Here is a 25,584-nt window from a genome sequence, read left to right as displayed (position 1 = left end):
AGCTCCGTCAACGGAAGAAGGACACCAGCCATGGGCTTCACCGAGATCTTTGTCGCCACCCATGACGCCGCGCTGAAACATGCCGGCCTCCTTGATGAAGGCCGCAGCGCCTCCGCGGCGGACACTGCTGCGGTGCGGATCGAGGGAATCACCGATTTTGAACTGGAACAGCTCGGCGATCTTGCCGGGACGGCCGTCCATGCCGGCGGAGCCGACTACGAGCTGACCATGGTGGACGTCGCAAGCGACTCCCTCCTCGCCGTCCCGCCGGCCATGGTCCGCGCCCTGGCGGACCTCCTCACCTACGAAACCGAAGGCGAGGGAAACGTCCTCGACGATGTTGCCGAGCAGTGGGCCGGCCAGGAGGACATGCCGTTCGCTGCCGCCCAGGCGCGGACCTACGTGCAGCAGCTCGCGGCGCTTGCCGCCGGAATCAACGATTCCGAGCGGACTGGACTCTACGTTTGGTCCGCCTGACCCTCCCGGCCGCGCCCGGGAAACCTTCGCGCAGTGTCACCGGCGCCCGCGCCAAGTCGAAATAACGGCGTTCATCTGGCACAATAAACAGGTACTCGATCTGCGTGGCCCCTCTCTCCGCGTCCGGATCCTGTCCTTCGAGCCCGCAAGTACGGCCCGCCCCACGGGTGCAGAAAGCCGGGTTCACCCCTTTTTCTGAAACAGGAGTGACCACAAAAGTGGCCGTAAAGATTCGCCTTAAGCGCTTCGGCAAGATGCGCGCCCCGTACTACCGCATCGTCGTCGCGGACTCACGCACCAAGCGTGATGGCCGCGCCATCGAGGAGATCGGCAAGTACCACCCCACCGAAGAGCCCTCGTTCATCGAGGTCAACTCCGAGCGTGCCCAGTACTGGCTCTCCGTCGGCGCCCAGCCGTCCGAGCAGGTTGCCGCGATCCTGAAGATCACCGGTGACTGGCAGAAGTTCAAGGGCCTGCCGGGCCAGGAAGGCACCCTCAAGACCAAGGTCGCGAAGGAAGCTTTCGTTGCTCCGGAGAAGGGCTCGGTCATCATCCCGGAAGCCATCACCAAGAAGGCCTCCAAGTCTGACGCTGCCGAGGCCCCGGCCGACGCCGAAGCTGAGACCACCGAGGCTGAGTAAATTGCTGGCAGAAGCGCTGGAGCACCTGGTCCGCGGAATCGTTGATTCCCCGGACGACGTCAAGGTCAGTTCAAAGAGCAACCGCCGCGGGGACACCCTCGAGGTGCGCGTTCACCAGGACGACCTCGGACGGGTGATCGGCCGCCAGGGCCGCACGGCACGCGCACTGCGCACCGTGGTGGCAGCACTGGCCGGCGGCGAACCGGTAAGGGTCGACGTCGTCGACACCGACCGCCGCCGCTGAGCGCTCGGCAATATTCAGTTTTGTTCCGGCCCCTCCACCACCAGGTGGAGGGGCCGGAGTTCTTTCCAAGCACATAGCTTCACTAGCACCACCACAACCCGGAACAGAGGAACAGATGCAGCTTCAGGTGGCACGGATTGGCAAGCCGCACGGCATTCGCGGGGAAGTCACCGTCCAGGTGCTGACCGACGCCCCGGAGGACAGGTTTGTCCCCGGAACGGAATTCGTGGTGGAGCCCGCAGCGTCCGGTCCGCTGACCTTGAGCAGCGCGCGCTGGAACAAGGACATCCTGCTGCTTGGCTTCGAGGAAGTGGCAGACCGCAACAGGGCCGAAACCCTTCGCGGTGCCAAGCTCTTCATCGAGACCGAAGAGCTGGAGGAAGACGACGACGAAGGCTGGTACGAGCACGAACTGGTCGGCCTGGAGGCCCGGGTGGGCCCGCAGGTGGTGGGCAAGGTGACAGCGCTGAACACCATGCCGGTCCAGGACCTCCTGGTGGTCACCACCCCGGCCGGCGAAGAGGTCCTCATCCCGTTCGTGGAGCAGATCGTCCCGGAAGTAAACCCCGGCGAAGGCTTCATTCTCCTTACCCCGCCGGACGGCCTCTTCGAACTGAACTCGGACGAAGCCGCCGCCCCGGAAACGGAAGGCCGGGACTAGATGCGGATCGACGTCGTCAGCATCTTCCCCGAATACCTTGCCCCGCTTGAACTCTCGCTGATTGGCAAGGCCCGCCAGGACGGCATCCTGGACCTGCATGTCCACGACCTGCGCAGCTTCACCACGGACAAGCACCGTTCCGTCGACGACACCCCGTACGGCGGGGGCGCCGGTATGGTCATGAAGCCCGAGCCCTGGGCGCAGGCTCTTGCCGCGGTGGCCGAAGGGCGCCCGGAAAAGGATCGCAAGCCCGTGTTGATTGTTCCGTCGCCCGCGGGGGAGCGGTTCACCCAGGCCCTCGCCTACGAGCTTGCCGAGGAACAGCACCTGGCATTTGCGTGCGGGCGGTACGAGGGCATCGATGAGAGGGTCATCGAATGGGCGCAGGAGCACTTCACCGTCCGGCCCGTGAGCCTGGGCGACTACGTGCTCAACGGCGGCGAAGTGGCCGTCCTGGCCATGGTGGAGGCCATCGGCCGCCTGCTGCCGGGCGTGGTGGGCAATCCCGAATCGCTGGTGGAGGAATCCCACTCCGACGGGCTCCTCGAGTATCCGGTCTACACCAAGCCCTCCGTGTGGCGGGACCGGGAGGTGCCCCCGGTGCTCCTCAGCGGCAACCACGGAAAGATCGCTCAGTGGCGCCGGCACGAACAATACCGCCGGACGGCGGAGCGCCGGCCGGACCTCCTTGAAGGGTTCGACGCCGGGAGCCTCCCACGCGCGGACCGCACCGAACTGAACAACCTGGGCTACGACGTCGTGGGCGGCAGGCTTGCCCGCCGCCCGGCCGAGCCGGCTGAACGCCGGGACTAACGCCGGCCGAATTGGCGTAACCCTGCCGCTGTGGCAAAATTAACCCTTGTGTCTGCTGGGTCCGCACCTGCCACAGGGGGTAGCGCGGCCAACAGCCTGACAACCGGCTCCCTCAACCCTTGAAGCGGCCGGGACTTTACTTCGGCGGTGAGCCCCCGGCCTGCTTTACAGCAGCCGGACTTGCCTGCCGTGACCTAAAGTGAATGACCTGTGGCGTTCACCAGGAGTGCAATCATGCATATTCTCGATTCCCTCGACGCAGCCTCGCTGCGCAACGATGTTCCCCAGTTCCGCGCGGGCGACACCCTCAAGGTGCACGTGAACATCATCGAAGGCAAGAACACCCGTGTCCAGGTCTTCCAGGGCTTCGTCCTGGGCCGCCAGGGTGACGGCGTTCGCGAAACCTTCACGGTCCGCAAGGTTTCCTTCGGTGTCGGCGTGGAGCGTACCTTCCCGGTGCACTCCCCGATCATCGAAAAGATCGAGGTTGTCACCAAGGGTGACGTCCGCCGCGCCAAGCTGTACTACATGCGTGCGCTGCGTGGCAAGGCCGCCAAGATCAAGGAAAAGCGCGACTTCAGCTCCGCAAAGTAGGTCCTTTCGGACTTACCGCCGACTGGAGCGCGGCCGTACCCGGCAAGCGCCGGAGCAATGCACCAGCGCCAGGATACGGACCATGCACCAGACAAAACGCCAGCCCCGCAAAATGGGCTGGCGTTTTGTCTTTCTGGCACTGCTCCTCGCCGTCGCCATCAGCGGCCTGGTCAGGTCCCTCTGGCTCGATGTCTACTTCATTCCCTCGGAGTCCATGGAGCCGCTCCTGGAAGGCGGCGACCGGATCCTTGTCTCGCGCACAGACTTCCAAACTGAACCCATCCGCCATGGCGACGTTGTCGTTTTCGACGGGCGCGGCAGCTTTGCGCCCCTGAACAGCGGCAAAGGCCCGCTGGTGGACGCCGCCGCCTCCGCCATGCAATGGCTTGGGCTGGCCGGCAGCGACACCACCTACGTCAAGCGAGTGATCGGCCTCCCCGGTGACACCGTGGTCTGCTGTGATGCCGGAGGGAAAGTCACGGTCAACGGGACGGCGCTGGATGAGCCTTATGTCTTCCCCGGGGATGCGCCGAGTACGCAGAAGTTCAACACGGTGGTTCCCGAGGGCAGGCTGTGGCTGATGGGGGACCACCGGTCCGTGTCCGCCGATTCACGCAGCCTGCTCGGTGCTCCCGGCGGTGGACTCGTTCCACTCGACCGGGTGATCGGCAGGCCGGTCCAGATCCTCTGGCCGCTTGATAGATTTGCCCCAGTAGCACGGCCGCCCGCACCGGGGCCCACAACAGAGAACGGACGGTAAATGCCCGAGAACCACGCGCGGAACCCTGAACCGCGCCATGACGGCGCTTCCGGGGAACCGGACGTTCCAGCCTCTTCTTCCGTGCCCGGCGAAGGCCCTGAGCCGGAAGCTCCCGCCAGCAGGCGCAACCGGTTGGGGTCCAAAGCCGCCGGCAAGCCCGCCGGGAATCCCTTCCTGGGCTGGCTGAAGGAAATTGCCACCGTGGTTGTCATCGCCGTGGTGCTGTCCTTCCTCATCAAGACCTTCCTTTTCCGCGCCTTCTTCATCCCGTCCGAATCCATGGTGAACACCCTGGACGTCGACGACAGGATCTTCGTCAACCTCCTGGTTCCCGAGCCCTTTGCCCTGAGCCGTGGCGACGTCGTCGTCTTCCGTGACACCAAAGGCTGGTTGCCGCCGGCCCCGGCCAAGTCCCAGGGCCCCTTCACCTGGGTCCAGGACGGCCTGACGTTCGTTGGGCTCCTGCCGGACAACTCTGAGCAGCACCTCGTCAAGCGGGTCATCGGACTGCCGGGGGACCACGTGGTCTGCTGCGACGCCGGCGGTAAACTGACCATTAACGGCACTGCCATCGACGAGACGTACATCAACCCCGCCGAAGTCCCGCAGGTCCGCAACTTCGATGTCACCGTCCCGGAGGGCAAGGTGTGGGTGATGGGTGATAACCGGAACCACTCCGCCGACTCCCGCGCGCACATGGAGACCGACGGCGGATTCGTCGACCTCAAGGACCTCGAGGGCAAGGCTGCCGTGATTGCATGGCCGCTGAACAGGATCAAGACCCTGGACAACTACCCTGACGTCTTCAAGAGCGTTCCGGCGGCCCACTGACCATGTCCTCCGCGGTACAGGCCTCCCCAGCCGCCTCAGGGCGCCCCGCCCGCAAGCCTGCCGCCAGGGGAACCAAGGCGCCAACGCTGCGGCATGAGCGCACCTTCAAAGCCCAGGGAATCCGGTTCCTGGCCGGCGTAGACGAGGTGGGCCGGGGAGCGCTTGCAGGACCTGTGAGCGTCGGAATCGCCGTCGTGGATCTTGAGCGCCAAAAGCCGCTGGCCGGTGTGCGCGACAGCAAGCTGCTGAGCCCGTCCGAGCGGGAACGGCTCGATCCCCTGGTGCGGCGCTGGAGCGTGGCCTCCGCGGTGGGACACGCCACCGCCGGAGAGATCGATTCGCTCGGCATCATCGCCGCCCTGAGGCTGGCCGGAACCCGTGCCTGGGGCAGCATCCTGGACGCGGGCGTTGTCCCGGAAGCTGTACTGCTGGATGGAAGCCACAACTGGCTCTCACCCGCAGAGCAACTGTCCCTGTTCGACCAGCCCGTCCTGGAGGCCGCCTGCGAGGCCCCGGTGCATACCAAGGTCAAGGCCGACATGCAGTGCCTCAGCGTGGCTGCCGCAAGCGTCATCGCCAAGGTGGAGCGGGACCGGATGATGCGCCACCTGCACACCGAATACCCGGAGTACGGCTGGGACATCAACAAGGGCTACGCCACAGCCGCGCACCGGTCAGTCCTCCGCGAAGCCGGGCCGACACCTTACCACCGGGTCAGCTGGCGGCTCCTGGGTGGGGAACTCCAGGAGGCCGCGGGTTCCGGCGCGGACGCACCGGACGGGGACTGACACCATGTCCGGCGCCGGGGGCGCCGGACATGGTGCAAGATGGAAGCATGAGTGCCGAAGATCTTGAGAACTATGAAACCGACATGGAGCTTCAGCTCTACCGTGAGTACCGCGACGTCGTCGGCCTGTTCAGCTACGTTGTCGAGACCGAGCGGCGCTTCTACCTGGCCAACCATGTTGACCTCCAGGCCCGCAGCGCCGACGGCGAGGTCTACTTCGACCTGACCCTCCAGGACGCCTGGGTCTGGGATGTCTACCGTTCCGCCCGGTTCGTCAAGAGCGTCAGGGTCCTGACCTTCAAGGACGTCAACGTCGAGGAACTGCCCCGCAACGAGGAGCTCGCACTGCCCAAGGACGTCGACCTGGGAAACTAGGCACAGGCTAAAGCCCGACTTTCCCTCCACACCGGCCCCTGTCCACATAGGACGGGGGTCTTCTGTTTTCCGCCTGCGTCCGCCGCCAGGCTGGTTGTGGAGGTGGACATGAGATCCAAAGACCTGTTGGGCCGGCGCGGCGAAGACCTCGCTGTGGGCTATCTTGAAGCGCTGGGCATGTTGGTGGTGGAGCGGAACTGGCGGTGCCCCGGGGGTGAGATCGACATCGTTGCCCTGGACGGTGATGCTCTGGTCATAGCCGAAGTCAAAACGCGCCGCTCCCTGGACTACGGCCACCCGTTCGAGGCGGTGGGCCCGGAAAAACTTGCACGGCTGCACCGGTTGGGTGCCGCATGGTGCCGTGACCGCGAGCTGCGGATGCCGCTGCGCCGCGTGGACGTTGTCGCGGTGCTGGACGACGGCGGCGGGGAACCCCTGGTGGAGCACCTCAAGGGGGTGGGGTGATGGCGCTGGGCCGCACCTATTCGGTGGCGCTCGTGGGCCTGAACGGCTACATGGTTGAAGTTGAGGCGGACATCGGCCAGACACTCCCGGCATTTGTCATCCTGGGATTGCCGGATGCGTCGCTCAATGAAGCGAAGGAGCGCATCCGGTCAGCGGCAAAGAACTCCGGGATCCCGCTCAGCCGCCGGAAGATCACCGCCAACCTCATTCCGGCCTCGCTGCCCAAACGCGGATCCGGGTTCGACCTCGCCGTCACGATGGCCGTCCTGCGGGCCGCGAACGACATCAAGCCCACCGGGCACACCGTCTTCATCGCCGAGCTGGGGCTGGACGGCAGGCTCCGGCCGGTCAGGGGAATCCTGCCGGCCGTCATGGCCGCCGTGCAGGCCGGCTACCCCGAGGTCGTGGTGGCCCGCGCCAACCTGGCCGAAGCCTCCCTGGTCCCGGGCGCGACGGTACGCGGCTACCGCACGCTTGCCCGGCTCGCCCTCGACTTTGGCGCCGATCCGCAGGAACTTGCCCTGGACTTCGAACCTGACGATTGTGAGGAATCCAGCGACGGCACAGCCCTTCCCGGCCCGTGTCCGGACATGGCGGACGTCTCCGGCCAGGGCGACGCCCGCCGGGCCCTGGAGGTCGCGGCCGCGGGCGCCCACCACCTGCTGCTCACCGGGCCACCGGGCGCCGGAAAGACGATGCTGGCCGAACGGCTGCCAGGCCTGTTGCCCGACCTCGGCGACCATGAGTCCATGGAGGTCACCGCCATCCATTCGCTCTGCGGCCTGCCCTCCTCCACTGTGCAGCTCCTGAGAAGGCCGCCCTTCGAGAACCCGCACCACTCCGCAACCGCTGCAGCCATCATCGGCGGCGGTTCAGGTCTGCCCCGGCCCGGCGCGGCATCGCGTGCGCACCGTGGAGTGCTCTTCCTGGACGAGGCGCCGGAATACGAGCGGCGGGTCCTGGATGCCCTGCGCCAGCCCCTGGAAAGCGGGGAACTGGTAATTCACCGCTCTGCCGGTACCGCGGCGTACCCGGCCCGCTTCCAGCTCGTGCTTGCAGCCAATCCGTGTCCGTGCGGCAAGGCCTCGGGCAAAGGGCTGGACTGTACCTGCACTCCCGTGATGCGCCGCCGTTACCTTGCCAGGATGTCCGGGCCCCTGCTGGACCGGGTGGACATCCAGCTCCAGGTGGAGCGGGTTTCGCTGGCTGATTTCGGTCAATCCGGCGCCGAAGAGGACACCGCGTCCGTGGCGGGCCGGGTACGGGAGGCCCGGGCCCGGCAGGCGGAACGCCTCCAGCGCTTTGGCCTCGAGACGAATTCGCAGGTGCCCGGACGGATCCTGCGCGGGGACCTGCGGCTCGCTCCGGCAGCAACCCGGATCCTGGACCAGTCGCTGGAGCGCGGAGTACTGACTGCCCGTGGGTACGACCGTGTTCTTCGGCTCGCCTGGACCCTGGCGGACCTGGGGCGCCGCGACGTGCCTGACATCAACGACATCGGGCAGGCGCTGGGCCTCCGGCAGGCCACGGCGGCCGCGGCATGACAGCCGGCCAGGAACGGAACGGACTAATGGAACTGCGGGTGGAAAAGGAACAGGCTGTGGAAAAGACGCGGGGCATGGAAACGGAACGGCTGGCGCGGGCCGCCCTCTCACGGCTGATGGAACCGCAGGATGCGGCGGGCCTTGCCCTGGTGCAGCTTGCAGGGGCGATGGACGCACTGCGGATCGCCACCGGCCAGGTGGCGGCCGGCCCTGGCCTCGAGCGCGACATCACCGCACTCCTGGCAGACAGCGGAGCGGGCGGTAGTTGGGCCGGGCTGGCAGCAGCGTTGAAGCGTTGGCAGCCACGGCTCCCCGACCTCGCCCCCGAACGCGACCTGGCCACCATGGCCAGGCTGGGCGGACGCGTCATCATTCCCGGCGATGAGCTGTGGCCTGGCCAGCTTGCGGACCTGGGTATCCAGGAACCCATCTGCCTCTGGTGGCGCGGACAGGAGCAGCCGCTGCCTGCACTGGAGAAGTCCATCGCCCTCGTGGGGTCCCGGGACAGCACCAGCTATGGGGCGTCGGTCACCGGAGACCTCGCGTACTCCCTGGCGCAACGCGGCTACACGATTTTTTCGGGCGGCGCCTACGGAATTGACGCCCATGCGCACCGGGCTGCCCTTGCCGGCGGATCCGCAGCCATGCCTACCATCGCCGTCATGGCAGGGGGAGTGGACAGGTTCTATCCGTCCGGAAATGAAGACCTGCTGCGTGCTGTCGCCAACCAGGGCGCAGTCCTGGCGGAGGTACCGCCGGGGTCCGCCCCGACCCGCTACCGCTTCCTGCAGCGGAACCGGCTGATTGCTGCCCTGTCCGCGGTAACAGTAGTGGTGGAGGCGCGCTGGCGCTCGGGCGCCCTCAACACGGCCCACCACGCTGAGGCCCTGGGCCGTGCCGTCGGCGCTGTCCCCGGGTCTGTCCACAGCGCCAACTCGGCCGGGTGCCACCGCCTCCTCCGGGACGGAGGGGCAGTCTGCGTCACCGATGCGGCGGAGGTGGCCGAACTTGCCTCGCCCAGCGGAACGGGACTGCCTGAACAACGGACGGCAGACGCGGCAGTCCAGGACGGGCTGACCCTGGAGGACCTGATCCTGCTGGATGCACTGCCGCTGCGCTCCACAACGTCGGTGGAAAAACTCTCGGCCGTGGCCGGCCTCGGCCAGGAGTCGGTCCGGGCAGGACTTGGCCGGCTGGGGTTGCTGGGATTGGCCGTGGCGGAGCGGGGTGGCTGGAAACGCGGCAAAGGGTAACCGTGTCAGCACCCCGAGGGGCCCGCGCAACTGGGAAAGTAGAGGAGTGGAACATGAACAACTGCCCGCTGAACTCGGGAAGGCGCTGGACGCGTTCGCCGGCTATCTGTCGGGGGAGAAGGCGGTGTCGGAGCACACCAGGCGGGCCTACCTGGGCGACCTGCACAGCCTCCTCGCCCATGCGGCATCGGAAGGCGTGGCAGGACTGCAGGACCTCGAACTGGGCACCTTCCGCCGCTGGCTTGGGACCCAGAGCTCAGCCGGCGCGTCCCGGGCCACCCTGGCGCGCCGGTCCGCCACGGCCCGGGTGTTCACGGCCTGGGCACTCAGGGAAGAATTCATCGACGTCGACCCAGCCCTTCGCCTGAAGGCACCCAAACGGGAAGGATCCCTGCCGGGCGTGCTCCAGGCCTCCCAGCTCACCCGCATCCTGGAGGGACTCGAGACGCAGGCCGCGGACGGTGAACCGCTTGCCGTAAGGAACCGGGCCATGGTGGAACTCCTGTACGCCACGGGTATCCGCGTGGGGGAACTTGCCGGTCTCGACGTCGACGACCTTGACCCGGACCGCCGGACGCTCCGGGTGATCGGCAAGGGCAACAAGGAACGCACAGTGCCCTACGGGGTCCCCGCCGCCGTGGCCGTTGACGACTGGCTCCGGCGGGGGCGCCCCCTACTCGCAAAGGACGGCAGCGGGGCCGCCCTTTTCCTCGGGGCGCGCGGTGGACGTGTCGACCAACGCCAGGTCCGCACCCTGGTCAACGACCTCTTCGAGGCGCTCGGGGACACCGCCGCGTCAGGGCCCCACGCGCTGCGGCACTCGGCCGCGACGCATCTGTTGGACGGGGGCGCCGATCTTCGGGCGGTGCAGGAGATTCTGGGCCACAGCAGCCTGGCCACCACCCAGATCTACACCCACGTCTCGGTGGACCGCCTTCGGAAGAGCTATCAGCAGGCGCATCCCCGGGCCTGAGCAGTGTGGCTAATCGCACTGGCGTATTTCTGCGGGGTGCGGCACAATAAGAGTCACGTCCGGCAACTTTCAAGTGTCGCTTGAAGCTCCCTGAGCTTTGCGCTGCACGGCAAGTCCGGACGCGGCTTTATACGATATATCTGAATACGCACAAGGAACCACCACCGCAGAGCAGTGCACGGCAGTTTCATCCAGGCAGAGGTCGTTGGGGAAGACGTACCTATAGCTATGGAGGATGGAATGTCTGTTGCAATGACCCGCGGTGTGCTGTTCGTTCACTCGGCCCCTACGGCGCTGTGCCCCCACGTTGAGTGGGCGGTTGGCGCCGTCGTGGACAAGCGGACGGACCTTGAGTGGACCCCGCAGCCTGCCGCGCCCGGAATGTTCCGGGCCGAGTTGTCCTGGACCGGAACCCCCGGCACGGGAGCCAAACTGGCGTCCTGCCTCCGAGGCTGGGCGCACCTTCGCTATGAGGTCACGGAGGAGCCAAGCCAGGGCGTGGACGGCGGCCGCTGGTCGCACACCCCCGAACTGGGGATCTTCCATGCCGTCACCGACGTGCACGGCAACATCATGGTGTCCGAGGACAGGATCCGCTACGCGTACGAATCCGGCGCCGGAGACCCGGCCGCCGTCTACCACGAACTCTCCCTCGCCCTCGGCGAGGCCTGGGACGAAGAACTCGAACCGTTCCGCCACGCTGCCGAGGGCGCCCCGGTGCGCTGGCTCCACCAGGTGGGCTGACCGCCGTCGTCCGTCCCCGCGGTTGCCCGGCCACCGCAACACTTCCATAGCAACAAAAGGGAGGCCCCGCCTGTTGGCGGGGCCTCCCTTTGGCTTCCGGGCGGATTGCCCGGACACGGCTAGACGCTGCGGATGGCCACCACGGCGTTGTGTCCGCCGAAACCGAACGAGTTGCTCAGCGCCACGATGTTGCCGGCAGGCAGGTCACGGGCGGAGGTGACCACGTCGAGCGGGATCTCAGGATCCTGGTTCTCGAGGTTGATGGTTACCGGAGCCTTGCGCTCGTGGACGGCCAGCACGGTCAGGACCGCCTCGACCGCGCCGGAAGCACCCAGGAGGTGGCCCATCTGCGACTTGGTGGCAGAGACGGCCACGTTGTCCACGTGGGCGCCCAGCGCCGCGCGCAGTGCCGTGTACTCGGGCTTGTCACCAACGGGCGTGGAGGTGGCATGCGCGTTGACGTGCACCACGTCTTCGGCCTGGATGCGGCCGTCAAACATGGCAGCCTTGAGTGCACGGGTGGCACCGAGACCTTCGGGGTCAGGGGCGGTGATGTGGTAGGCATCGGCGGTCACGGACGTGCCGGCCAGTTCGGCGTAGATGCGTGCGCCGCGGGCCAGGGCATGCTCTTCGGCCTCCAGGACGAGGGCACCGGCGCCTTCGCCCATGACGAAGCCGTCACGGGCGGTGTCGTAGGGGCGGGAGGCGCGCTGGGGGTCATCGTTCCGGCGGGAAAGTGCCTGCATCGACGCGAAGGCCGCCAGCGGCATGGGGTGGATGGCTGCCTCTGCACCGCCGCACATCACCACGTCGGCCTTGCCGGAACGGATGAGTTCCAGGCCAAGGTGCATGGCTTCCGTACCGGAAGCGCAGGCAGAGACGGGGGTGTGGGCACCGGCGCGGGCACCGAGGTCCAGGCTGACGGCCGCGGCAACACCGTTGGGCATCAGCATGGGAACAGTCATGGGCAGGACCCGGCGCGGGCCCTTTTCCTTCAGCGTGTCCCAGGCATCGAGCAGGGTCCAGACGCCACCAATGCCGGTGGCGAAGGCGACGGCCAGGCGGTCCTGGTCGATCTCCGTGATGCCGGAATCGGCCCACGCTTCGCGGGCGGCGATGACGCCGAACTGGGTGGACGGGTCCATCCGCTTGGCTTCGACACGGCTGAGAACGTCCAGCGCAGGGGTGCTGCAGCGCGCGGCGAAGTGGACGGGGAGCTCGTACTTGGCTACCCAGTCGTCCTCAAGGGTGCGGGCACCGGAGACCCCTTTGAGGGCGTTGTTCCACATCGTGGGTACATCGCCGCCGATGGGCGTGGTGGCACCCAGACCGGTAATGACTACTTTGCGCGTCATGGGATCACTCTTTCGTCGGTGGGGAATCCGCCTGCGCCTGTCGCAGGGTCCCGCACATGTTGATGATCGGCCAGTCCCGGTCGGGGTTCTGCGCCGGATAAAAACGGCGGGCTGCCGGTCCGGTCAGTCCGGACCGGCAGCCCTGCCAAGCCGTGAGACGGCTAAAAGCCTAATGTTAGGCCTGTGCTCCGGCGATGAAGCTGACGGCGTCGCCGACGGTCTTGAGGTTCTTGACCTCTTCGTCGGGGATGCGCACGCCGAACTTTTCCTCGGCGTTGACCACGATGGTCATCATGGAGATGGAGTCGATGTCCAGGTCCTCGGTGAAGGACTTGTCCAGCTCGACGGCCTCCGGGGCCAGGCCGGTTTCTTCGTTGACGATTTCAGCCAAGCCGGCCAGGATCTCTTCGTTGCTAGCCATTGGTGGCTCCTTTTCTTGTATTGCCGGCAGGGTCTGCCGGAAACGGTCCGGGCCGCGGATGCGACCCTTGGGCGTATCTAGGGAAGGACAATTACCTGTGCGCCGAAGACCAGTCCGGCACCGAAACCGATCTGCAGGGCCAGCCCGCCGCTCAGTCCGGGGTTCTCCTGAAGGAGCCGGTGGGTTGCCAGCGGGATGGAGGCAGCGGACGTGTTGCCGGCCTCGGCGATGTCCCGTGCCACTGTAACCGTCTCGGGCAGCTTCAGCTTCTTCACCATCTCGTCGATGATGCGCATGTTGGCCTGGTGCGGGATAAAGGCAACCAGGTCTTCCGCCTGGATACCGGCGGCATCGAGTGCCTGCTGGGCCACCTTGGCCATTTCCCACACGGCCCAGCGGAACACGGTCTGTCCGTCCTGGCGGAGGGTGGGGTACAGCTCCTGGGCTTCTTCCAGCAGTGCGAGATCGCCCGTGGAGTCGGACTGGCGGGCTGCCAGGCCGAGGTCGCGGACGTCCAGCAGTGAGCGGGTCATGCCGATGGCATCCCACCTGCTGCCATCGGAGCCCCACACGGACGGGGCGATGCCGGGGGTGTCGGAAGGGCCTACGACGACGGCGCCCGCGCCGTCGCCGAGGAGGAAGGAGATGGTGCGTTCCCGGTTGTCGATGACGTCGGAGAGCTTCTCCGCACCGACCACGAGGACGTACTTCGCGGTGCCGGACCGGACCAGGGCGTCGGCCTGGGCAATGCCGTAGCAGTACCCGGCGCAGGCGGCGGAAATATCGAAGGCAGGGGCCGGAGTGGCACCTATGCGGTCGGCCAGGCTGGCCGCGGCGGAGGGAGTGGCGTACGGGTGGGTCACGGTGGAAACAATGACTGCCCCGAGTTCCGAGGCTTCAATGCCTGCCTTCGCCATGGCCTCGCGGGCTGCGCCTTCGGCCATGTCGATCACACTGACGTCGGCTGCGGCGCGGTGGCGTGTCACGATGCCGGTGCGCTGGCGGATCCATTCGTCCGAGGAATCGATCCACTGGCACACGTCCTCGTTGGTGACGATGACGTCCGGCCGGTATGCGCCGAGGCCGAGGATGCGGGTGTGCTCCTGGATGGGAGCCTGTTTCAGCGTGGGAACGCTCATGCGTTGCCCTCCAGTTCTGCGAAGAGCGCCAGGGCGGCGGACAGGTCATCGGGGGTTTTGACAGCAACGGTCTTGACGCCGGGCATGCCGCGCTTGGCAAGGCCTGCCAGCGTACCGGCGGGCGCCAGCTCGATCACGCCGGTGACGCCCCGCTTCACCATGGTTTCCATGCACAGGTCCCAGCGGACGGGGCGGGAAACCTGGGCGATCAGGCTTGCGACGGCGGCACCACCGTCGGTGACTTCGCCGCCGTCGTAGTTCGACAGGAGGGGCACCTTGGGGGCCACCGGGTTCAAGCTGGGTTCCAGTGCCTTGAGCGCATCGACGGCGGGCGACATGTGGCTGGTATGGAACGCGCCGGCCACCTTGAGGGGGATGACGCGGGCCTTGGCCGGCGGGTTGTCGGCAAGGGCCTTCAGCTGTTCGAAGGTTCCTGCCGCCACCGTCTGGCCGGCACCGTTGACGTTGGCAGGGGCAGCACCGGCGGCTTCAATGGCGGCCAGCACCTCGGCGGGGTCTCCGCCGACGACGGCGCTCATGCCGGTGGGGGTGACGGCTGCCGCAGCGGCCATGCTGTTGGCCCGCTCACGGACGAACGTCATGGCTTCCTGTTCGGTCAGCACGCCGGCGAGGGCTGCTGCGGTGATCTCGCCTACCGAGTGGCCGGCAAGGATGACAGGAAGGGAATTGAGCTCCACGTCGAAGAGGGAGGCCGCGGCGACAAGCCCGGCAGCAACGATCAGGGGCTGCGCCACGGCAGTGTCCTTGATGGTTTCCTCATCGGAGGTGGTGCCATGGGCTATCAGGTCGATGCCTGCGATGTCACTCAGGGAGGCCAGCTGGCCTGCCACCGAGGGAAGTTCCAGCCAGGGGGCAAGAAAACCCGGGGTCTGTGAGCCCTGTCCAGGGCAGACTATTGCAAGCACGTAACCAGCTTTCCAAATTACTGTGTGATCCAGCGGTGTTTCTCCGCACCAAGCTCACGGGGTCAGATTGTAGGAAGTCTACAATGCCTCAGGCCTGGTTCCGGGACGCCTGGCGCTCCGTGGCGGCCTTGGGCGGGGCAGAAAGCCGGCCCACCACCAGCGCTGCCTGCAGCACGAAGGCCTCCCTCGGCAGGAGCGGGTCCCACCCCGTGACATCGCAGACCCGCTTCAACCGGTAGCGCACCGTGTTGGCGTGGACAAAGAGTTCCCGGGCGGTGGCCTCCAGCGAATGGCCCAGCTCCAGGTAGGTGCCCAGGGTTTCGACCAGGCCGTTGGAGGCAGCCAGGAGCGGCCGGTAGATGTTCTTCACCAGGGAGCGCCGGGCGGCGTCATCCCCGGAAATCACCCGCTCGGGCAGCAGGTCGTCCGCGGCCACCGGACGCGGGGCAGACGGCCATGCCCGGGCTGCCGTCAATCCCGCGAAGGCTGATTGGGCGGAGCCGCTGGCCTCCAGCAGTGAACTGGCCTCGGGTCCGTAGACCACCGGTCCGGGGGCGAACATGTCGCTCAACTTCACATAGGCGGTTTCGCGGTCCTGCACCCCGCCAAGGATGAGGATCAGCCGGTCGCCCTGGATTCCCACCAGGGCGTCCTCGGCGTAGCGGCCTGCCATCCGCCGCAGTTCGCTGACATAGCTGGCGCTGGGTTCGGACGGCGAATTGCCCACCATCACCGTGAAGCGCTCCTGTGCTTTCCAGCCCAGGGCCGCAATGCGGGAGCGCAGGGCATCGGTATTCTCGCCGCGCAGGATGGCATCCACAATCAGAGCTTCCAGCCGGGTGTCCCAGGAGCCGCGGGACTCGGCGGCTCGGGCGTAAACGTCCGCGGCAGCGAATGCGACTTCCCGCGAATAGCGCAGCACGGCCTCCCGCAGGGACGGCTGGTCGGCCTCGGGGGCAATGACGGGAACCTGGTCCTCCACCACCTCCACCACGATCCTGATCAGCTGCAACGCTTTCTGCAGGCTGATGGAACGGGTCAGCTCCGTAGGTGCCGTCCCGAAAACGTCGGTCAGGATCCACGACGGTGAGCTGGGCCGTTCGTACCAGGTGACGAAGGCTGCAATACCGTTCTGCGCCACCATGCCGAGTGCGGAACGCTCGTCCGCACTGAGCCGGCTGTACCAGGGGAGGGACTGCTCGAGCTTGCGCATGGTGGTGGTGGACAGCTGGCCCACGTTGGCGCGGAGCTGCTTGAGGGTTTCGGACTTCTCCGGCGTGACCTTCGGCGGCGAGGGTTTCCGCTTCGAGGACTGGCTGGCTGGTGCTGGCATTCTCTGAGCATACGGCCACCGCCGCGCAAGCTCCATTTGTGCGAAGGCTACAACGCGCCTTGCGCTGCGTCACAGCGCAGGCCGCCCCGCGGACTGGTCCGCCCGGGAGGGAACGACGGCGGCCCTCACCTTGTGGGGTGAGGGCCGCCGTCGTTGTTTACTGCTGGATCCGTCCAGCCGGAAGGCTAAGCTTCGCCTCCGGCGTTGCCGGTGGTGCCGGCGTTGACGTTGAGCAGCTTGTACTTCTCAATCGCCTTCACCGGGGCGTCAACATCCACCTCACCGCGGCGTGCCAGCATTTCAAGGGCACGGACCACGATGGAGTGGGTGTCGTTCTTGAAGAAGCGGCGTGCTGCTGCGCGGGTGTCGGAGAAGCCGAAGCCGTCGGCGCCGAGGGTGGCGTATTCGTTGGGGATGAATTGGCGGATTTGGTCCGGGACGGCTTTCATGTAGTCCGAGACGGCGACGATGGGGCCGGTGGCGCCTTCGAGTTGCTGGGTGACGAAGGGGACGCGGGCGGGCTGGCCGGGGTTGAGGAAGGCTTCCTCTTCGGCGGCGAGGCCGTCGCGGCGCAGTTCGTTCCAGGAGGTTACGGACCAGACGTCGGCGGAGACGTTCCAGTCATCGGCCAGCACGCGCTGGGCTTCGATGGCCCAGGGCACGGAGACGCCGGAGGCGAGGATTTGGGTGCGGGGACCGTCGATCTTGGCCGGGGCGAGGAGGTAGATGCCCTTGATGACGCCTTCGATGTCGAGGTTCTCCGGTTCTGCGGGCTGGATGATGGGTTCGTTGTACACGGTGAGGTAGTACATGACGTTCTGGTCCGTGGAGTCCGTGCCGTACATCCGTTCCAGGCCGGAGCGGACGATGTGTCCGATTTCGTAGCCGTAGGCGGGGTCGTAGGTGAGGACGGCGGGGTTGGTGGAGGCCAGGAGGGGGGAGTGGCCGTCGGCGTGCTGGAGGCCTTCGCCGGTGAGGGTGGTCCGTCCTGCGGTGGCGCCGATGATGAAGCCGCGGGTCATTTGGTCTCCGGCGGCCCAGAAGGCGTCGCCGGTGCGTTGGAAGCCGAACATGGAGTAGAACACGTAGACCGGGACCAGGGGGACGCCGTGGGTGGCGTAGGAGGTTCCGGCGGCGGTGAAGGCTGCCACGGCGCCGGCTTCGTTGATGCCGGGGTGGATCAGCTGGCCGGCGGGGGATTCCTTGTAGGCCAGGACCAGGTCCCGGTCCACCGACAGGTAGTTCTGCCCCTTGGGGTTGTAAATCTTCGCCGTCGGGAAGAACGCATCCATGCCGAAGGTGCGGGCCTCGTCCGGGATGATCGGGGCGATGTGCTTGCCGAAGTTCTTATCCCGCATCAGGTCCTTGAGGAGCCTGACGAACGCCATGGTGGTTGCGGCCTGCTGTTTGCCCGAACCGCGCTTGGCCACCTCGTAGGACTTCGCGTCCGGCAGGGTGATCTCGGCGTGGGTGTCGCGGCGCTCCGGAACGGATCCGCCCAGCGCAGCACGGCGCTCCATCATGTACTTGATTTCCGGGGCGTCGTTACCGGGGTGGTAATACGGCGGCCGGTACGAGTCCTTCTCCAGCTGCTCGTCGCTGACCGGGATCCGCAGGTGGTCGCGGAACTTCTTCAGGTCATCGAGGGTGAGCTTCTTCATCTGGTGGGTCGCGTTGCGGCCCTCGAAGTGCGGGCCCAGGCCGTAGCCCTTGACGGTGTGGGCGAGGATGACGGTGGGTTTGCCCTTGAATTCGGTGGCGGCCTTGTAGGCGGCGTAGACCTTGCGGTAGTCGTGGCCGCCGCGTTTGAGGTTCCAGATCTGGTCGTCGGTGAGGTCCGCGACGAGGTCCTTGGTCTGCGGGGTCTTGCCGAAGAAGTGTTCGCGGACGAACCCGCCGGACTCGGCCTTGTAGGTCTGGTAGTCCCCGTCGACGGTTTCGTTCATGATTTTCACGAGCGAGCCGTCGGTGTCGCGGGTGAGCAGGTCATCCCATTCCCGGCCCCAGACGACCTTGATCACGTTCCAGCCCGCGCCGCGGAAGAACGCTTCGAGTTCCTGCATGATCTTGCCGTTGCCGCGCACCGGCCCGTCCAGGCGCTGGAGGTTGCAGTTGATCACGAAGTTCAGGTTGTCCAGGTTCTCGTTCGCTGCCAGCTGCAGCAGGCCCCGGGACTCGGGCTCGTCCATTTCACCATCGCCCAGGAACGCCCAGACCTGCTGGTCCGAGGTGTCTTTCAGGCCCCGGTTGTGCAGGTACCGGTTGTTCTGCGCCTGGTAGATCGCGTTCATCGGCCCGATGCCCATGGACACCGTGGGAAACTCCCAGAACTGGGGCATCAGGCGGGGGTGCGGGTAGGAGGACAGGGCGTGGCCCTGCCGGGACTTTTCCTGCCGGAACCCGTCCAGGTCCTCCTCGGACAGGCGGCCTTCCATGAACGCCCGGGCGTACATGCCCGGGGAAGCGTGGCCCTGGAAGAAGACCTGGTCCCCGCCGCCGGGGTGGTCCTTGCCGCGGAAGAAGTGGTTGAACCCGACCTCGTACAGGGTCGCGGCCCCGGCGTAGGTGGAGATGTGCCCGCCAACCCCGATATCGGGACGCTGCGCCCGGTGCACCATGACCGCGGCGTTCCACCGCATGTAGGCCCGGTACCGGCGCTCGAACTCTTCATTGCCCGGGAACGCCGCTTCCTGGTCCACCGGGATCGTGTTCACGTAATCGGTGGTGGTCACCATCGGCACACCCACGCTCTGCGCGCCCGCGCGCTGCAGCAGGCTCCGCATGATGTATTGGGCACGCTCGGTGCCCTGTTCCCTGATCAACGCATCCAGGGACTCAACCCACTCGGCAGTCTCTTCCGGATCACGATCAGGCAGCTGGTTAGTCAACCCGCTGAGGATATGGGAGGTCTCTTCTCCTGCAGCCACGTCCAACCTCTCTTTGCGCGCATGAATCGGCGCACTCAGGCCAGGCAGGATGACTGCCCGGCGTACATACGCCGTGTGCGACGTATCGGTTACAACAGCCCGGTCATGTGTGCCGGGCAGCTTCCTAGCGCTCCTATGTCTGCCCGGAGTCACAAGGTAGTCATCCCGCAGGCATAGTTGTCACCAGCCACTCTAGCCCTGACACGAACACGATGCGTAGCCGCGGCCCGGTGCTGCAGTTGTATTTCGTTCGTCATACTGGTTGTGTGACGAAAAGCCCCTGCGACGGGGATGGCGCGGCCGGATGTGACGCAGAATATGCGCAGTCCCGGGGGCGGCAGCTTGAAGCGCAGGCACAAAGGGTGTTGGCTTGGGAGTAATGGAAATCACTATGCACACCGCATATATGAGGTATTGGAGGAACACGTGAGCGAGGCCGACGCCGCCACTTCGGTAAATGTGGCGGAAAAATTGGGTTTCAAAAACGGGGATCTGATTCAGGAGTTCGGTTACGACGACGACGTCGATTTCGACTTGCGTGACGATATTGAGGACCTCACCGGTTCCGAGATGCTCGACGAGGACGACCACGAGGTGGCGGACGCCGTTATCCTCTGGTGGCGCGACGGCGACGGAGACCTGGTGGACAGCCTGATGGATTCCCTCACCACCCTGAGCGAAAACGGCGTTGTCTGGGTTCTTACCCCCAAGTCAGGCCGGGACGGCTACGTTTCGCCGGCGGAGATCCAGGAAGCTGCCCCCACGGCCGGCCTCCACGTCACCACCTCCGCCGGAGTCTCAAAAGACTGGAGCGCCGTCCGCCTGGTCAGCAGGAAGAACAAGTGACGGCAGCGGTCCAGGCCGTCACCGCAGCGGTACCGTCGCTGGGCGCCGCGGCTCCCGACTTCGAGCTGGCCAACCAATACGGTGAGCCGGTAAAGCTGTCCTCTTTTCGGGGGCAGAACGTTGCCGTGGTCTTCTACCCCTTTGCCTTCTCCGGTATCTGCACCGGTGAGCTGTGCGAAATACGGGACAACCTGGGCATGTTCGAGGATTCGAACACTGTTGTCCTGGGTGTGTCCGTAGACAGCAAGTTCAGCCTCCGCGCCTACGCGGCGCAGGAGGGCTACAGTTTCGATCTCCTGGCCGATTTCTGGCCGCACGGGGCCGTGGCCAGCGCCTATGGTGTGTTCGACGCCGCCAGCGGCATGGCACAAAGGGCCACCTTCATCATCGACGGCGACGGCAGGATCCGCTACAGCGTGGTGAACCCCCGCGGCCAGGCCAGGGACTTTAGCGAATACCGCTCCGCCCTCGCGGACCTGAAGCGGGACTAGGAAGCCATGGCCGGGCAGCGGCGGGGGACGGGACTCACCGGGTTCGCCAGCATGCCGCCGGTGGCCCCGGCCCCGCCGTCGGGAAATGACCTCGACGTCCTGGCCCGCATCCGCGACCTCCTCGCCGGCGCCCCCTTCGCCCTGCTGACGGGCGCCGGACTGAGCACCGATTCCGGCATACCGGATTACCGCGGCCCGGAGTCGCCGCCGCGTTCGCCCATGACCTACCAGGAGTTCGTCCGGGACCCAGCCAACCGGCAACGGTACTGGGCCAGGAACCATATCGGCTGGTCCCACATGCGGCACGCCGACCCAAACCAGGGCCACTACTCCGCCGCTGAGCTGGAACGCCGGGGCTACCTCACCGGCCTGATCACTCAGAACGTCGACCGTCTGCATCAGGACGCCGGCAGTGCCAACGTCGTCGACCTCCACGGCAGGTATGACCAGGTGGTCTGCCTGGACTGCGGGCGCACGTACTCCCGGCGCCTGCTGGCTGGTGTCTTCGAGGAACTGAACCCGGGCTTCCTGGAACGGGCAGCGGCCGGCGGCCTGGTGGAAATGGCGCCGGACGCGGACGCCACCGTAGAGGACCAGGCGCTGATCAACAGCTTTGTGGTGGCAGTTTGTCCCGCCTGCGGGGGCACCCTGAAGTCGGACTTCGTCTACTTCGGGGAAAACGTGCCCAAGGATCGGGTGGAACGCTCCTACGCCATGGTGGACCAGGCCGCAGCCTTGCTGGTGGCCGGCTCATCGCTGACAGTCATGAGCGGCCTGCGGTTCGTCAGGCACGCTGCCAAGGAATCCAAGCCCGTGGTCATCATCAACCGGGGCGCCACCCGCGGCGATGACAAGGCGACCATCAAGCTTGAAGCCGGGGTGAGCCAGGCGCTGGATTACCTCGCCGCCGAACTCCCGCCCCTGTAGGCCGTCCATTTCTTCCATGGATTCGCGTTTCCGGTCCCCGGTCGGGTAGAGTCTATGTTCGTTGGTTACGGCGGAACGGCCGGAAACAGCGCAATTCGGGTCTTTAGCTCAGCTGGTAGAGCGCCACGTTTACACCGTGGATGTCATCGGTTCGATCCCGGTAGGACCCACCAAGGAAAACCCCGTTGCCCCGCCTGATGGCGGAGGCTGCGGGGTTTTTTGCTGTCCCTCCCGCCCGGCGTGATTGTCGGTGCCTTGCCATAGCTTGCAGGAATGGAACACGTCATAGTGCATACGGACAGCGACGGGATGCCCACTGCGGTGCTGAGCCGGGGGAGAGAATGGGCAGTAGGCGCCGAGCCGGTGAGATGGTTTGAGCGCATCAACTGGTGGGAAACAAGCCGGAGGATGCCAAAGGGCGCCGGGGGAGTGGATGTCGAAGTCCTGCAGGTCCAGGTCCGGCTGGGGCACAATGACAGGTCGGCACTGACCACCATGTATCTCCAGCGGGATGGGCTGGGCGGTGGCTGGCGGCTGAGGGAGCCGGTGGCCGGGGCAGCCTAGGGGGCGGAGCCCAGTCCCCGGGCATTGGAAAACCCTCCACCGCGACTATTGGGGGATGCCGCGGTGGAGGGCCTGCGATGAATATACCGTGAACTTCCGGAAACAAAAAGTCATGCGTCGTCATATTTCCGGAGCTTCGCGGCTGCCGGCCCGTGCTTACTGCCGGACGGGGATAAACACCCGTGGCTGTTCGGTCCAGGTATCGGCCATCTGGGACATGGTGCGCCGCATGATCCGGTCTGACGCATCACGAGCTGATGCGGCGTCACCCCGGGCGATCGCTTCCGCAACATCCTCATGCCATTGCAGGGCTGCCTGGTGCGGGTGGTCGGGCATCAGGCCGTGGACCGTACGGCCTGTCAGGGTTTCTGCCACCTGGCCCATGAGGTTGGCGAACATCTCGTTACCGGAGCCTGAGAGCAGCAGTGAATGGAAGCGGATGTCCAGCTCGAGGAACCGCGCCACCTCGCCGTTGTTGCCGGCTTCGCGCATGGCGCGGGCAACGTCCACGAGTTCCATCCGCAGGGCCGCCGGAGCATTTTGCGCTGCCAACTCAGCAGCGGCAGGCTCCACGGCCGCACGCAGCTCAGCCAGTGAGCGCAGCTGGGCGCCGCGTGCGTCGCTGGCCAGGCGCCACCGGATGACCTGCGGATCGAAGGGATTCCAGCGGCTGGACGGCATTACCCGGATCCCCACCCTCTTGGTGGTCTCCACCAGGCCCAGGGACTGCAGGACCCGCACAGCTTCCCGGATCACGGACCGGGACACCTTCAGTTCATCCTCCAGCTGCTCCGCGAGCATGACATGGCCTGCGGGGAGTTCCCCCGAGACGATCCGGGTGCCCAGATTCTCGATGGCACGGTGGTGGAGGCTGCTGGTCATGCTGTAAGCCTAGTTGTTGGCAACCATCTGGCCGGCAGTGCACCCGGACTGCCACCGACACAATCGGTCCCGCTTCGTGGCTGCCACTTTCGCACCACTCCAAGAATATATATGCTTTATTCCGACCCCCTGATCTGCCCCGGTGACTTCCGCCTGCGGAAGCCGGCCGCCGAGGCGAACAATGAATTGGAGTTATTGATGTCTGCACACATCGGTGTCACCGGCCTCGCCGTCATGGGCGCCAACCTCGCACGCAACCTGGCCCGCAACGGGTTCACGGTTGCGCTGCACAACAGGTCCGTGGAGAAAACGGACGCGCTGCTGGAGAAGCACGGCTCGGAAGGTGACTTCATCCGGACCGAAACCCTGCAGGAACTGGTTGACTCCCTGGAGAAGCCGCGCCGGGTGCTCATCATGGTCAAGGCCGGCAAGCCCGTGGACTCGGTCATTGAACAGCTGGAGCCGCTGCTGGAGCCGGGCGACATCATCATCGACGCCGGCAACTCTCACTATGAGGACACGCGCCGCCGTGAAGCGGCCCTGGCCAAGAAGGACCTGCACTTCGTGGGCGTCGGCGTGTCCGGCGGCGAGGAGGGCGCGCTGAACGGCCCGTCCATCATGCCCGGCGGTTCCAAGGAGTCCTACAAGGCCCTTGGCCCGCTGCTGGAGAAGATCTCCGCAAAGGTCGACGGCGAGCCCTGCTGTGCCTGGATCGGCACCGACGGCGCGGGCCACTTCGTCAAGATGGTCCACAACGGCATCGAATACGCCGACATGCAGGTCATCGGCGAGGCCTTCGACTTGCTCCGCTCCGGTGCAGGCATCGAGCCGGCCGAGCAGGCAAAGATCTTTTCCGAGTGGAACAAGGGTGATCTTTCGTCGTTCCTGATCGAGATCTCCGCCGAGGTCCTGGGCCACGTTGACGCCAAGACCGGCAAGCCGTTCGTCGACGTCGTCGTTGACGCTGCCGGCCAGAAGGGCACCGGCCGCTGGACGGTCATCTCCGCCCTGGAACTGGGCTCACCGGTCTCGGGCATCGCCGAGTCCGTTTTTGCCCGCGCACTCTCCTCCCAGGCCGCACAGCGCAAGCTTGGCCAGGAACTGCTGGCCGGTAACGAGGCCACGGTGGAAATCCCCGAGACGTTCGTCGAGGACGTCCGCCAGGCGCTCTACGCCTCCAAGCTGGTCTCCTACGCCCAGGGACTGGACATGCTCACCTCCGCAGCCAAGGAATACGGCTGGGACCTGAAGCTTGACGAGATCGCCTCCCTGTGGCGCGCAGGCTGCATCATCCGCGCCGAGCTCCTCAAGGACATCACCAAGGCCTACGCCGCGGACGAAAAGCCGGCCAACCTGCTCTTCGCTCCGGCGTTCACCAAGGCCATCGCAGACGCCCTGCCCGCCTGGCGCCGCGTTGTTGCCACCGCCGTACAGCTCGGTATCCCCGTGCCGGTGTTCTCGTCCTCGCTGGCGTACTACGACGGACTGCGCCGCAAGCGCGTGGCCGCCGCCCTGATCCAGGGCCAGCGCGACCTGTTCGGCGCCCACACCTACGGCCGCGTCGACACCGAAGGGACCTTCCACACCCTCTGGGGCGAGGACAAGTCCGAGGTTGAAGCGGTGGACACGCACTAGTCCACGCACCGTTTCCGGCCCAGCGGCCGGCGCTACCCGATACTCTGGGGGCGCCGGCCGCTGGTGTTTCCGGCCGGACCGTCCGTCGATCCGCGCTGACTGTTCGTCCCGCCGCACCGTCCCAAGGAGTCCCGCCCATGAGCCAGCCCGTCGTTTTTGTCACCGGTGCGTCCACGGGAATCGGCTTTGAAGCCGCAAGGAAGCTCGCGGCCCACGGGTTCGCGGTTTACGCCGGGGCCCGCCGGGTGGAGAAAATGGAGCCGCTCAAGGCTGACGGCGTCCGGATCCTGCCGCTGGATGTGACCGACGAGGCCTCAATGCGTGCGGCCGTGGGGGAGGTCCTCGCAGCCCACGGCACGATCGACGTGCTGGTCAACAACGCCGGGTACGGGTCCTATGGGTCGCTGGAGGAAGTGGAACTGGCCGAAGGCCGGCGGCAGTTTGAGGTCAATCTTTTCGGGCTGGCCCGGATGACGCAGCTCGTGCTCCCGGCAATGCGCGCCGCCGGAAGGGGCCGGATCATCAATATCTCATCGATCGGCGGAAAGATGTACGAGCCGCTGGGTGCCTGGTACCACGCCACGAAGTTCGCTGTGGAGGGCCTCAGCGATTCGCTCCGGGTGGAGCTCAAGCCCCACGGAATCGACGTGTCCATTATCGAACCGGGCGGTACACAGTCTGAATGGGGCGCCATCTCCGCCGAGGGCCTGTTGGCCAATTCGGGCTCGGGACCCTATGCGGCGCAGGCCAAGGTCGTGGCAGCCGCGCTGGCTTCCACCGACGGTTCGGCAATGTCCTCGCATCCAGAAGTTATCGCGGAGGCGATCGTCCATGCCGCCACTTCGCCGCGGCCCAGGACCCGGTATCCGGTGGGCAAGGGCGCGCGGGCCATCCTGCTGCTGCGCCGGCTGCTCCCGGACCGTGCCTTCGATGCCGTTCTCTGGGCCATCTACAGGCGTTTCCCCGGGTAGCAGCG

General features: G+C 66.2%; 28 protein-coding genes and 1 tRNA gene. 22 read left to right on the top strand and 7 right to left on the bottom strand.

The genetic code is table 11. The features are described from left to right. The first annotated feature begins 30 nt into the window (after positions 1–30). The 15 genes from ACZ9J7_RS19085 (at position 31) to ACZ9J7_RS19015 (ending at position 11,162) form a co-directional block, all read left to right on the top strand. Positions 31–477 carry a hypothetical protein gene (locus ACZ9J7_RS19085; protein WP_476211560.1) on the top strand — a complete coding sequence of 149 codons (447 nt, stop codon included), beginning with the start codon at positions 31–33 and terminating at the stop codon, positions 475–477. A 218-nt stretch (positions 478–695) separates the two neighbouring features. After that, positions 696–1,118, top strand: coding sequence for a 30S ribosomal protein S16 (gene rpsP, locus ACZ9J7_RS19080; protein WP_018768286.1), 423 nt, complete (start codon positions 696–698; stop codon positions 1,116–1,118). A 1-nt stretch (position 1,119) separates the two neighbouring features. After that, complete coding sequence (locus ACZ9J7_RS19075; RefSeq protein WP_013601399.1) at positions 1,120–1,362, top strand: RNA-binding protein; 243 nt, start codon at positions 1,120–1,122, stop codon at positions 1,360–1,362. 115 nt (positions 1,363–1,477) lie between these two features. Next, on the top strand, positions 1,478–2,023 hold the full coding sequence (rimM, locus tag ACZ9J7_RS19070; RefSeq protein WP_476211559.1) for a ribosome maturation factor RimM: 546 nt from the start codon (positions 1,478–1,480) through the stop codon (positions 2,021–2,023). Beyond that, positions 2,024–2,836, top strand: coding sequence for a tRNA (guanosine(37)-N1)-methyltransferase TrmD (gene trmD, locus ACZ9J7_RS19065; protein WP_476211558.1), 813 nt, complete (start codon positions 2,024–2,026; stop codon positions 2,834–2,836). Positions 2,837–3,070: 234 nt separating this feature from the next. Continuing rightward, on the top strand, positions 3,071–3,430 hold the full coding sequence (gene rplS, locus ACZ9J7_RS19060; RefSeq protein WP_476211557.1) for a 50S ribosomal protein L19: 360 nt from the start codon (positions 3,071–3,073) through the stop codon (positions 3,428–3,430). Positions 3,431–3,512: 82 nt separating this feature from the next. Continuing rightward, positions 3,513–4,190: a signal peptidase I gene (gene lepB / locus ACZ9J7_RS19055; protein ID WP_476211556.1), complete on the top strand. Its 678-nt coding sequence runs from the start codon at positions 3,513–3,515 to the stop codon at positions 4,188–4,190. After that, on the top strand, positions 4,191–5,021 hold the full coding sequence (gene lepB, locus ACZ9J7_RS19050) for a signal peptidase I (protein ID WP_476211555.1): 831 nt from the start codon (positions 4,191–4,193) through the stop codon (positions 5,019–5,021). A 2-nt stretch (positions 5,022–5,023) separates the two neighbouring features. Further along, entirely contained in the window at positions 5,024–5,809 is a 786-nt protein-coding gene (locus tag ACZ9J7_RS19045) for a ribonuclease HII (RefSeq protein WP_476211554.1), read from the top strand. Between the two features lie 47 nt (positions 5,810–5,856). Further along, positions 5,857–6,183, top strand: a complete 327-nt coding sequence (locus ACZ9J7_RS19040; RefSeq protein ID WP_056335405.1) for a DUF2469 domain-containing protein — start codon at positions 5,857–5,859, stop codon at positions 6,181–6,183. Positions 6,184–6,291: 108 nt separating this feature from the next. Beyond that, complete coding sequence (locus tag ACZ9J7_RS19035) at positions 6,292–6,648, top strand: YraN family protein (RefSeq protein ID WP_476211553.1); 357 nt, start codon at positions 6,292–6,294, stop codon at positions 6,646–6,648. Continuing rightward, a complete protein-coding gene (locus ACZ9J7_RS19030) occupies positions 6,648–8,192 on the top strand; it encodes a YifB family Mg chelatase-like AAA ATPase (protein WP_476211552.1) in 1,545 nt (514 codons plus the stop codon). The genes ACZ9J7_RS19035 and ACZ9J7_RS19030 overlap by 1 nt, the downstream gene beginning before the upstream one ends. 74 nt (positions 8,193–8,266) lie before the next feature. Then, positions 8,267–9,445 carry a DNA-processing protein DprA gene (gene dprA / locus ACZ9J7_RS19025; RefSeq protein WP_476211899.1) on the top strand — a complete coding sequence of 393 codons (1,179 nt, stop codon included), beginning with the start codon at positions 8,267–8,269 and terminating at the stop codon, positions 9,443–9,445. 46 nt (positions 9,446–9,491) lie between these two features. Beyond that, on the top strand, positions 9,492–10,418 hold the full coding sequence (locus tag ACZ9J7_RS19020) for a tyrosine recombinase XerC (protein ID WP_476211551.1): 927 nt from the start codon (positions 9,492–9,494) through the stop codon (positions 10,416–10,418). Positions 10,419–10,658: 240 nt separating this feature from the next. After that, on the top strand, positions 10,659–11,162 hold the full coding sequence (locus ACZ9J7_RS19015; protein WP_159631751.1) for a DUF3145 domain-containing protein: 504 nt from the start codon (positions 10,659–10,661) through the stop codon (positions 11,160–11,162). Between the two features lie 119 nt (positions 11,163–11,281). Here ACZ9J7_RS19015 and fabF read toward each other — a convergent pair whose 3' ends face one another. The 6 genes from fabF to aceE all read right to left on the bottom strand — a co-directional run bounded on the left by fabF (position 11,282) and on the right by aceE (position 19,263). Further along, on the bottom strand, positions 11,282–12,517 hold the full coding sequence (fabF, locus tag ACZ9J7_RS19010; RefSeq protein WP_476211550.1) for a beta-ketoacyl-ACP synthase II: 1,236 nt from the start codon (positions 12,515–12,517) through the stop codon (positions 11,282–11,284). Between the two features lie 175 nt (positions 12,518–12,692). Then, positions 12,693–12,938: an acyl carrier protein gene (locus ACZ9J7_RS19005; protein ID WP_009359314.1), complete on the bottom strand. Its 246-nt coding sequence runs from the start codon at positions 12,936–12,938 to the stop codon at positions 12,693–12,695. Positions 12,939–13,015: 77 nt separating this feature from the next. Continuing rightward, the gene (locus ACZ9J7_RS19000) at positions 13,016–14,077 is read right to left on the bottom strand and encodes a beta-ketoacyl-ACP synthase III (RefSeq protein ID WP_476211549.1); all 1,062 of its coding nucleotides are present in this window, start codon (positions 14,075–14,077) and stop codon (positions 13,016–13,018) included. After that, positions 14,074–15,003, bottom strand: a complete 930-nt coding sequence (locus ACZ9J7_RS18995) for an ACP S-malonyltransferase (protein ID WP_476211548.1) — start codon at positions 15,001–15,003, stop codon at positions 14,074–14,076. The genes ACZ9J7_RS19000 and ACZ9J7_RS18995 overlap by 4 nt, the downstream gene beginning before the upstream one ends. A gap of 88 nt (positions 15,004–15,091) precedes the next feature. Further along, a complete protein-coding gene (locus ACZ9J7_RS18990; RefSeq protein ID WP_224026387.1) occupies positions 15,092–16,336 on the bottom strand; it encodes a PucR family transcriptional regulator in 1,245 nt (414 codons plus the stop codon). Between the two features lie 185 nt (positions 16,337–16,521). Next, positions 16,522–19,263: a pyruvate dehydrogenase (acetyl-transferring), homodimeric type gene (gene aceE, locus ACZ9J7_RS18985; RefSeq protein WP_476211547.1), complete on the bottom strand. Its 2,742-nt coding sequence runs from the start codon at positions 19,261–19,263 to the stop codon at positions 16,522–16,524. Positions 19,264–19,689: 426 nt separating this feature from the next. On the opposite strand from aceE, the gene ACZ9J7_RS18980 reads away from it, so the two are divergent. The 5 genes from ACZ9J7_RS18980 (at position 19,690) to ACZ9J7_RS18960 (ending at position 22,091) form a co-directional block, all read left to right on the top strand. Then, positions 19,690–20,109: a DUF3052 domain-containing protein gene (locus ACZ9J7_RS18980; protein ID WP_141160169.1), complete on the top strand. Its 420-nt coding sequence runs from the start codon at positions 19,690–19,692 to the stop codon at positions 20,107–20,109. Continuing rightward, positions 20,106–20,600 carry a peroxiredoxin gene (locus ACZ9J7_RS18975; protein WP_476211546.1) on the top strand — a complete coding sequence of 165 codons (495 nt, stop codon included), beginning with the start codon at positions 20,106–20,108 and terminating at the stop codon, positions 20,598–20,600. The genes ACZ9J7_RS18980 and ACZ9J7_RS18975 overlap by 4 nt, the downstream gene beginning before the upstream one ends. A gap of 6 nt (positions 20,601–20,606) precedes the next feature. Then, positions 20,607–21,527, top strand: coding sequence for an NAD-dependent protein deacetylase (locus ACZ9J7_RS18970; RefSeq protein WP_476211545.1), 921 nt, complete (start codon positions 20,607–20,609; stop codon positions 21,525–21,527). Positions 21,528–21,624: 97 nt separating this feature from the next. Next, a tRNA-Val gene (locus ACZ9J7_RS18965) sits at positions 21,625–21,700 on the top strand. A gap of 100 nt (positions 21,701–21,800) precedes the next feature. Beyond that, positions 21,801–22,091, top strand: a complete 291-nt coding sequence (locus ACZ9J7_RS18960) for a hypothetical protein (protein ID WP_476211544.1) — start codon at positions 21,801–21,803, stop codon at positions 22,089–22,091. Between the two features lie 156 nt (positions 22,092–22,247). Here ACZ9J7_RS18960 and ACZ9J7_RS18955 read toward each other — a convergent pair whose 3' ends face one another. After that, positions 22,248–22,973: a FadR/GntR family transcriptional regulator gene (locus ACZ9J7_RS18955; RefSeq protein ID WP_476211543.1), complete on the bottom strand. Its 726-nt coding sequence runs from the start codon at positions 22,971–22,973 to the stop codon at positions 22,248–22,250. Positions 22,974–23,171: 198 nt separating this feature from the next. Here ACZ9J7_RS18955 and gndA point away from each other — a divergent pair, with 198 nt between their 5' ends. Then, entirely contained in the window at positions 23,172–24,608 is a 1,437-nt protein-coding gene (gndA, locus tag ACZ9J7_RS18950; protein WP_175317561.1) for an NADP-dependent phosphogluconate dehydrogenase, read from the top strand. A 137-nt stretch (positions 24,609–24,745) separates the two neighbouring features. After that, positions 24,746–25,579, top strand: a complete 834-nt coding sequence (locus ACZ9J7_RS18945) for an oxidoreductase (RefSeq protein ID WP_476211542.1) — start codon at positions 24,746–24,748, stop codon at positions 25,577–25,579. Positions 25,580–25,584 lie beyond the last annotated feature (5 nt).

The sequence above is a fragment of the Pseudarthrobacter sp. TE9888 genome, from assembly GCF_056279345.1.
Note: the sequence above shows the minus strand (reverse complement) of the source record. Positions and strands in the feature narration are given on the sequence as shown.

Coding starts and splice junctions, on each gene's coding strand:
- ACZ9J7_RS19085 (WP_476211560.1), top strand. CDS start 31: ATGGGCTTCACCGAGATCTTTGTCGCCACCCATGACGCCGCGCTGAAA.
- rimM (WP_476211559.1), top strand. CDS start 1,478: ATGCAGCTTCAGGTGGCACGGATTGGCAAGCCGCACGGCATTCGCGGG.
- trmD (WP_476211558.1), top strand. CDS start 2,024: ATGCGGATCGACGTCGTCAGCATCTTCCCCGAATACCTTGCCCCGCTT.
- rplS (WP_476211557.1), top strand. CDS start 3,071: ATGCATATTCTCGATTCCCTCGACGCAGCCTCGCTGCGCAACGATGTT.
- lepB (WP_476211556.1), top strand. CDS start 3,513: ATGCACCAGACAAAACGCCAGCCCCGCAAAATGGGCTGGCGTTTTGTC.
- lepB (WP_476211555.1), top strand. CDS start 4,191: ATGCCCGAGAACCACGCGCGGAACCCTGAACCGCGCCATGACGGCGCT.
- ACZ9J7_RS19045 (WP_476211554.1), top strand. CDS start 5,024: ATGTCCTCCGCGGTACAGGCCTCCCCAGCCGCCTCAGGGCGCCCCGCC.
- ACZ9J7_RS19040 (WP_056335405.1), top strand. CDS start 5,857: ATGAGTGCCGAAGATCTTGAGAACTATGAAACCGACATGGAGCTTCAG.
- ACZ9J7_RS19035 (WP_476211553.1), top strand. CDS start 6,292: ATGAGATCCAAAGACCTGTTGGGCCGGCGCGGCGAAGACCTCGCTGTG.
- ACZ9J7_RS19030 (WP_476211552.1), top strand. CDS start 6,648: ATGGCGCTGGGCCGCACCTATTCGGTGGCGCTCGTGGGCCTGAACGGC.
- dprA (WP_476211899.1), top strand. CDS start 8,267: ATGGAAACGGAACGGCTGGCGCGGGCCGCCCTCTCACGGCTGATGGAA.
- ACZ9J7_RS19015 (WP_159631751.1), top strand. CDS start 10,659: ATGTCTGTTGCAATGACCCGCGGTGTGCTGTTCGTTCACTCGGCCCCT.
- fabF (WP_476211550.1), bottom strand. CDS start 12,517: ATGACGCGCAAAGTAGTCATTACCGGTCTGGGTGCCACCACGCCCATC.
- ACZ9J7_RS19005 (WP_009359314.1), bottom strand. CDS start 12,938: ATGGCTAGCAACGAAGAGATCCTGGCCGGCTTGGCTGAAATCGTCAAC.
- ACZ9J7_RS19000 (WP_476211549.1), bottom strand. CDS start 14,077: ATGAGCGTTCCCACGCTGAAACAGGCTCCCATCCAGGAGCACACCCGC.
- ACZ9J7_RS18990 (WP_224026387.1), bottom strand. CDS start 16,336: ATGCCAGCACCAGCCAGCCAGTCCTCGAAGCGGAAACCCTCGCCGCCG.
- ACZ9J7_RS18970 (WP_476211545.1), top strand. CDS start 20,607: ATGGCCGGGCAGCGGCGGGGGACGGGACTCACCGGGTTCGCCAGCATG.
- ACZ9J7_RS18960 (WP_476211544.1), top strand. CDS start 21,801: ATGGAACACGTCATAGTGCATACGGACAGCGACGGGATGCCCACTGCG.
- ACZ9J7_RS18955 (WP_476211543.1), bottom strand. CDS start 22,973: ATGACCAGCAGCCTCCACCACCGTGCCATCGAGAATCTGGGCACCCGG.
- gndA (WP_175317561.1), top strand. CDS start 23,172: ATGTCTGCACACATCGGTGTCACCGGCCTCGCCGTCATGGGCGCCAAC.
- ACZ9J7_RS18945 (WP_476211542.1), top strand. CDS start 24,746: ATGAGCCAGCCCGTCGTTTTTGTCACCGGTGCGTCCACGGGAATCGGC.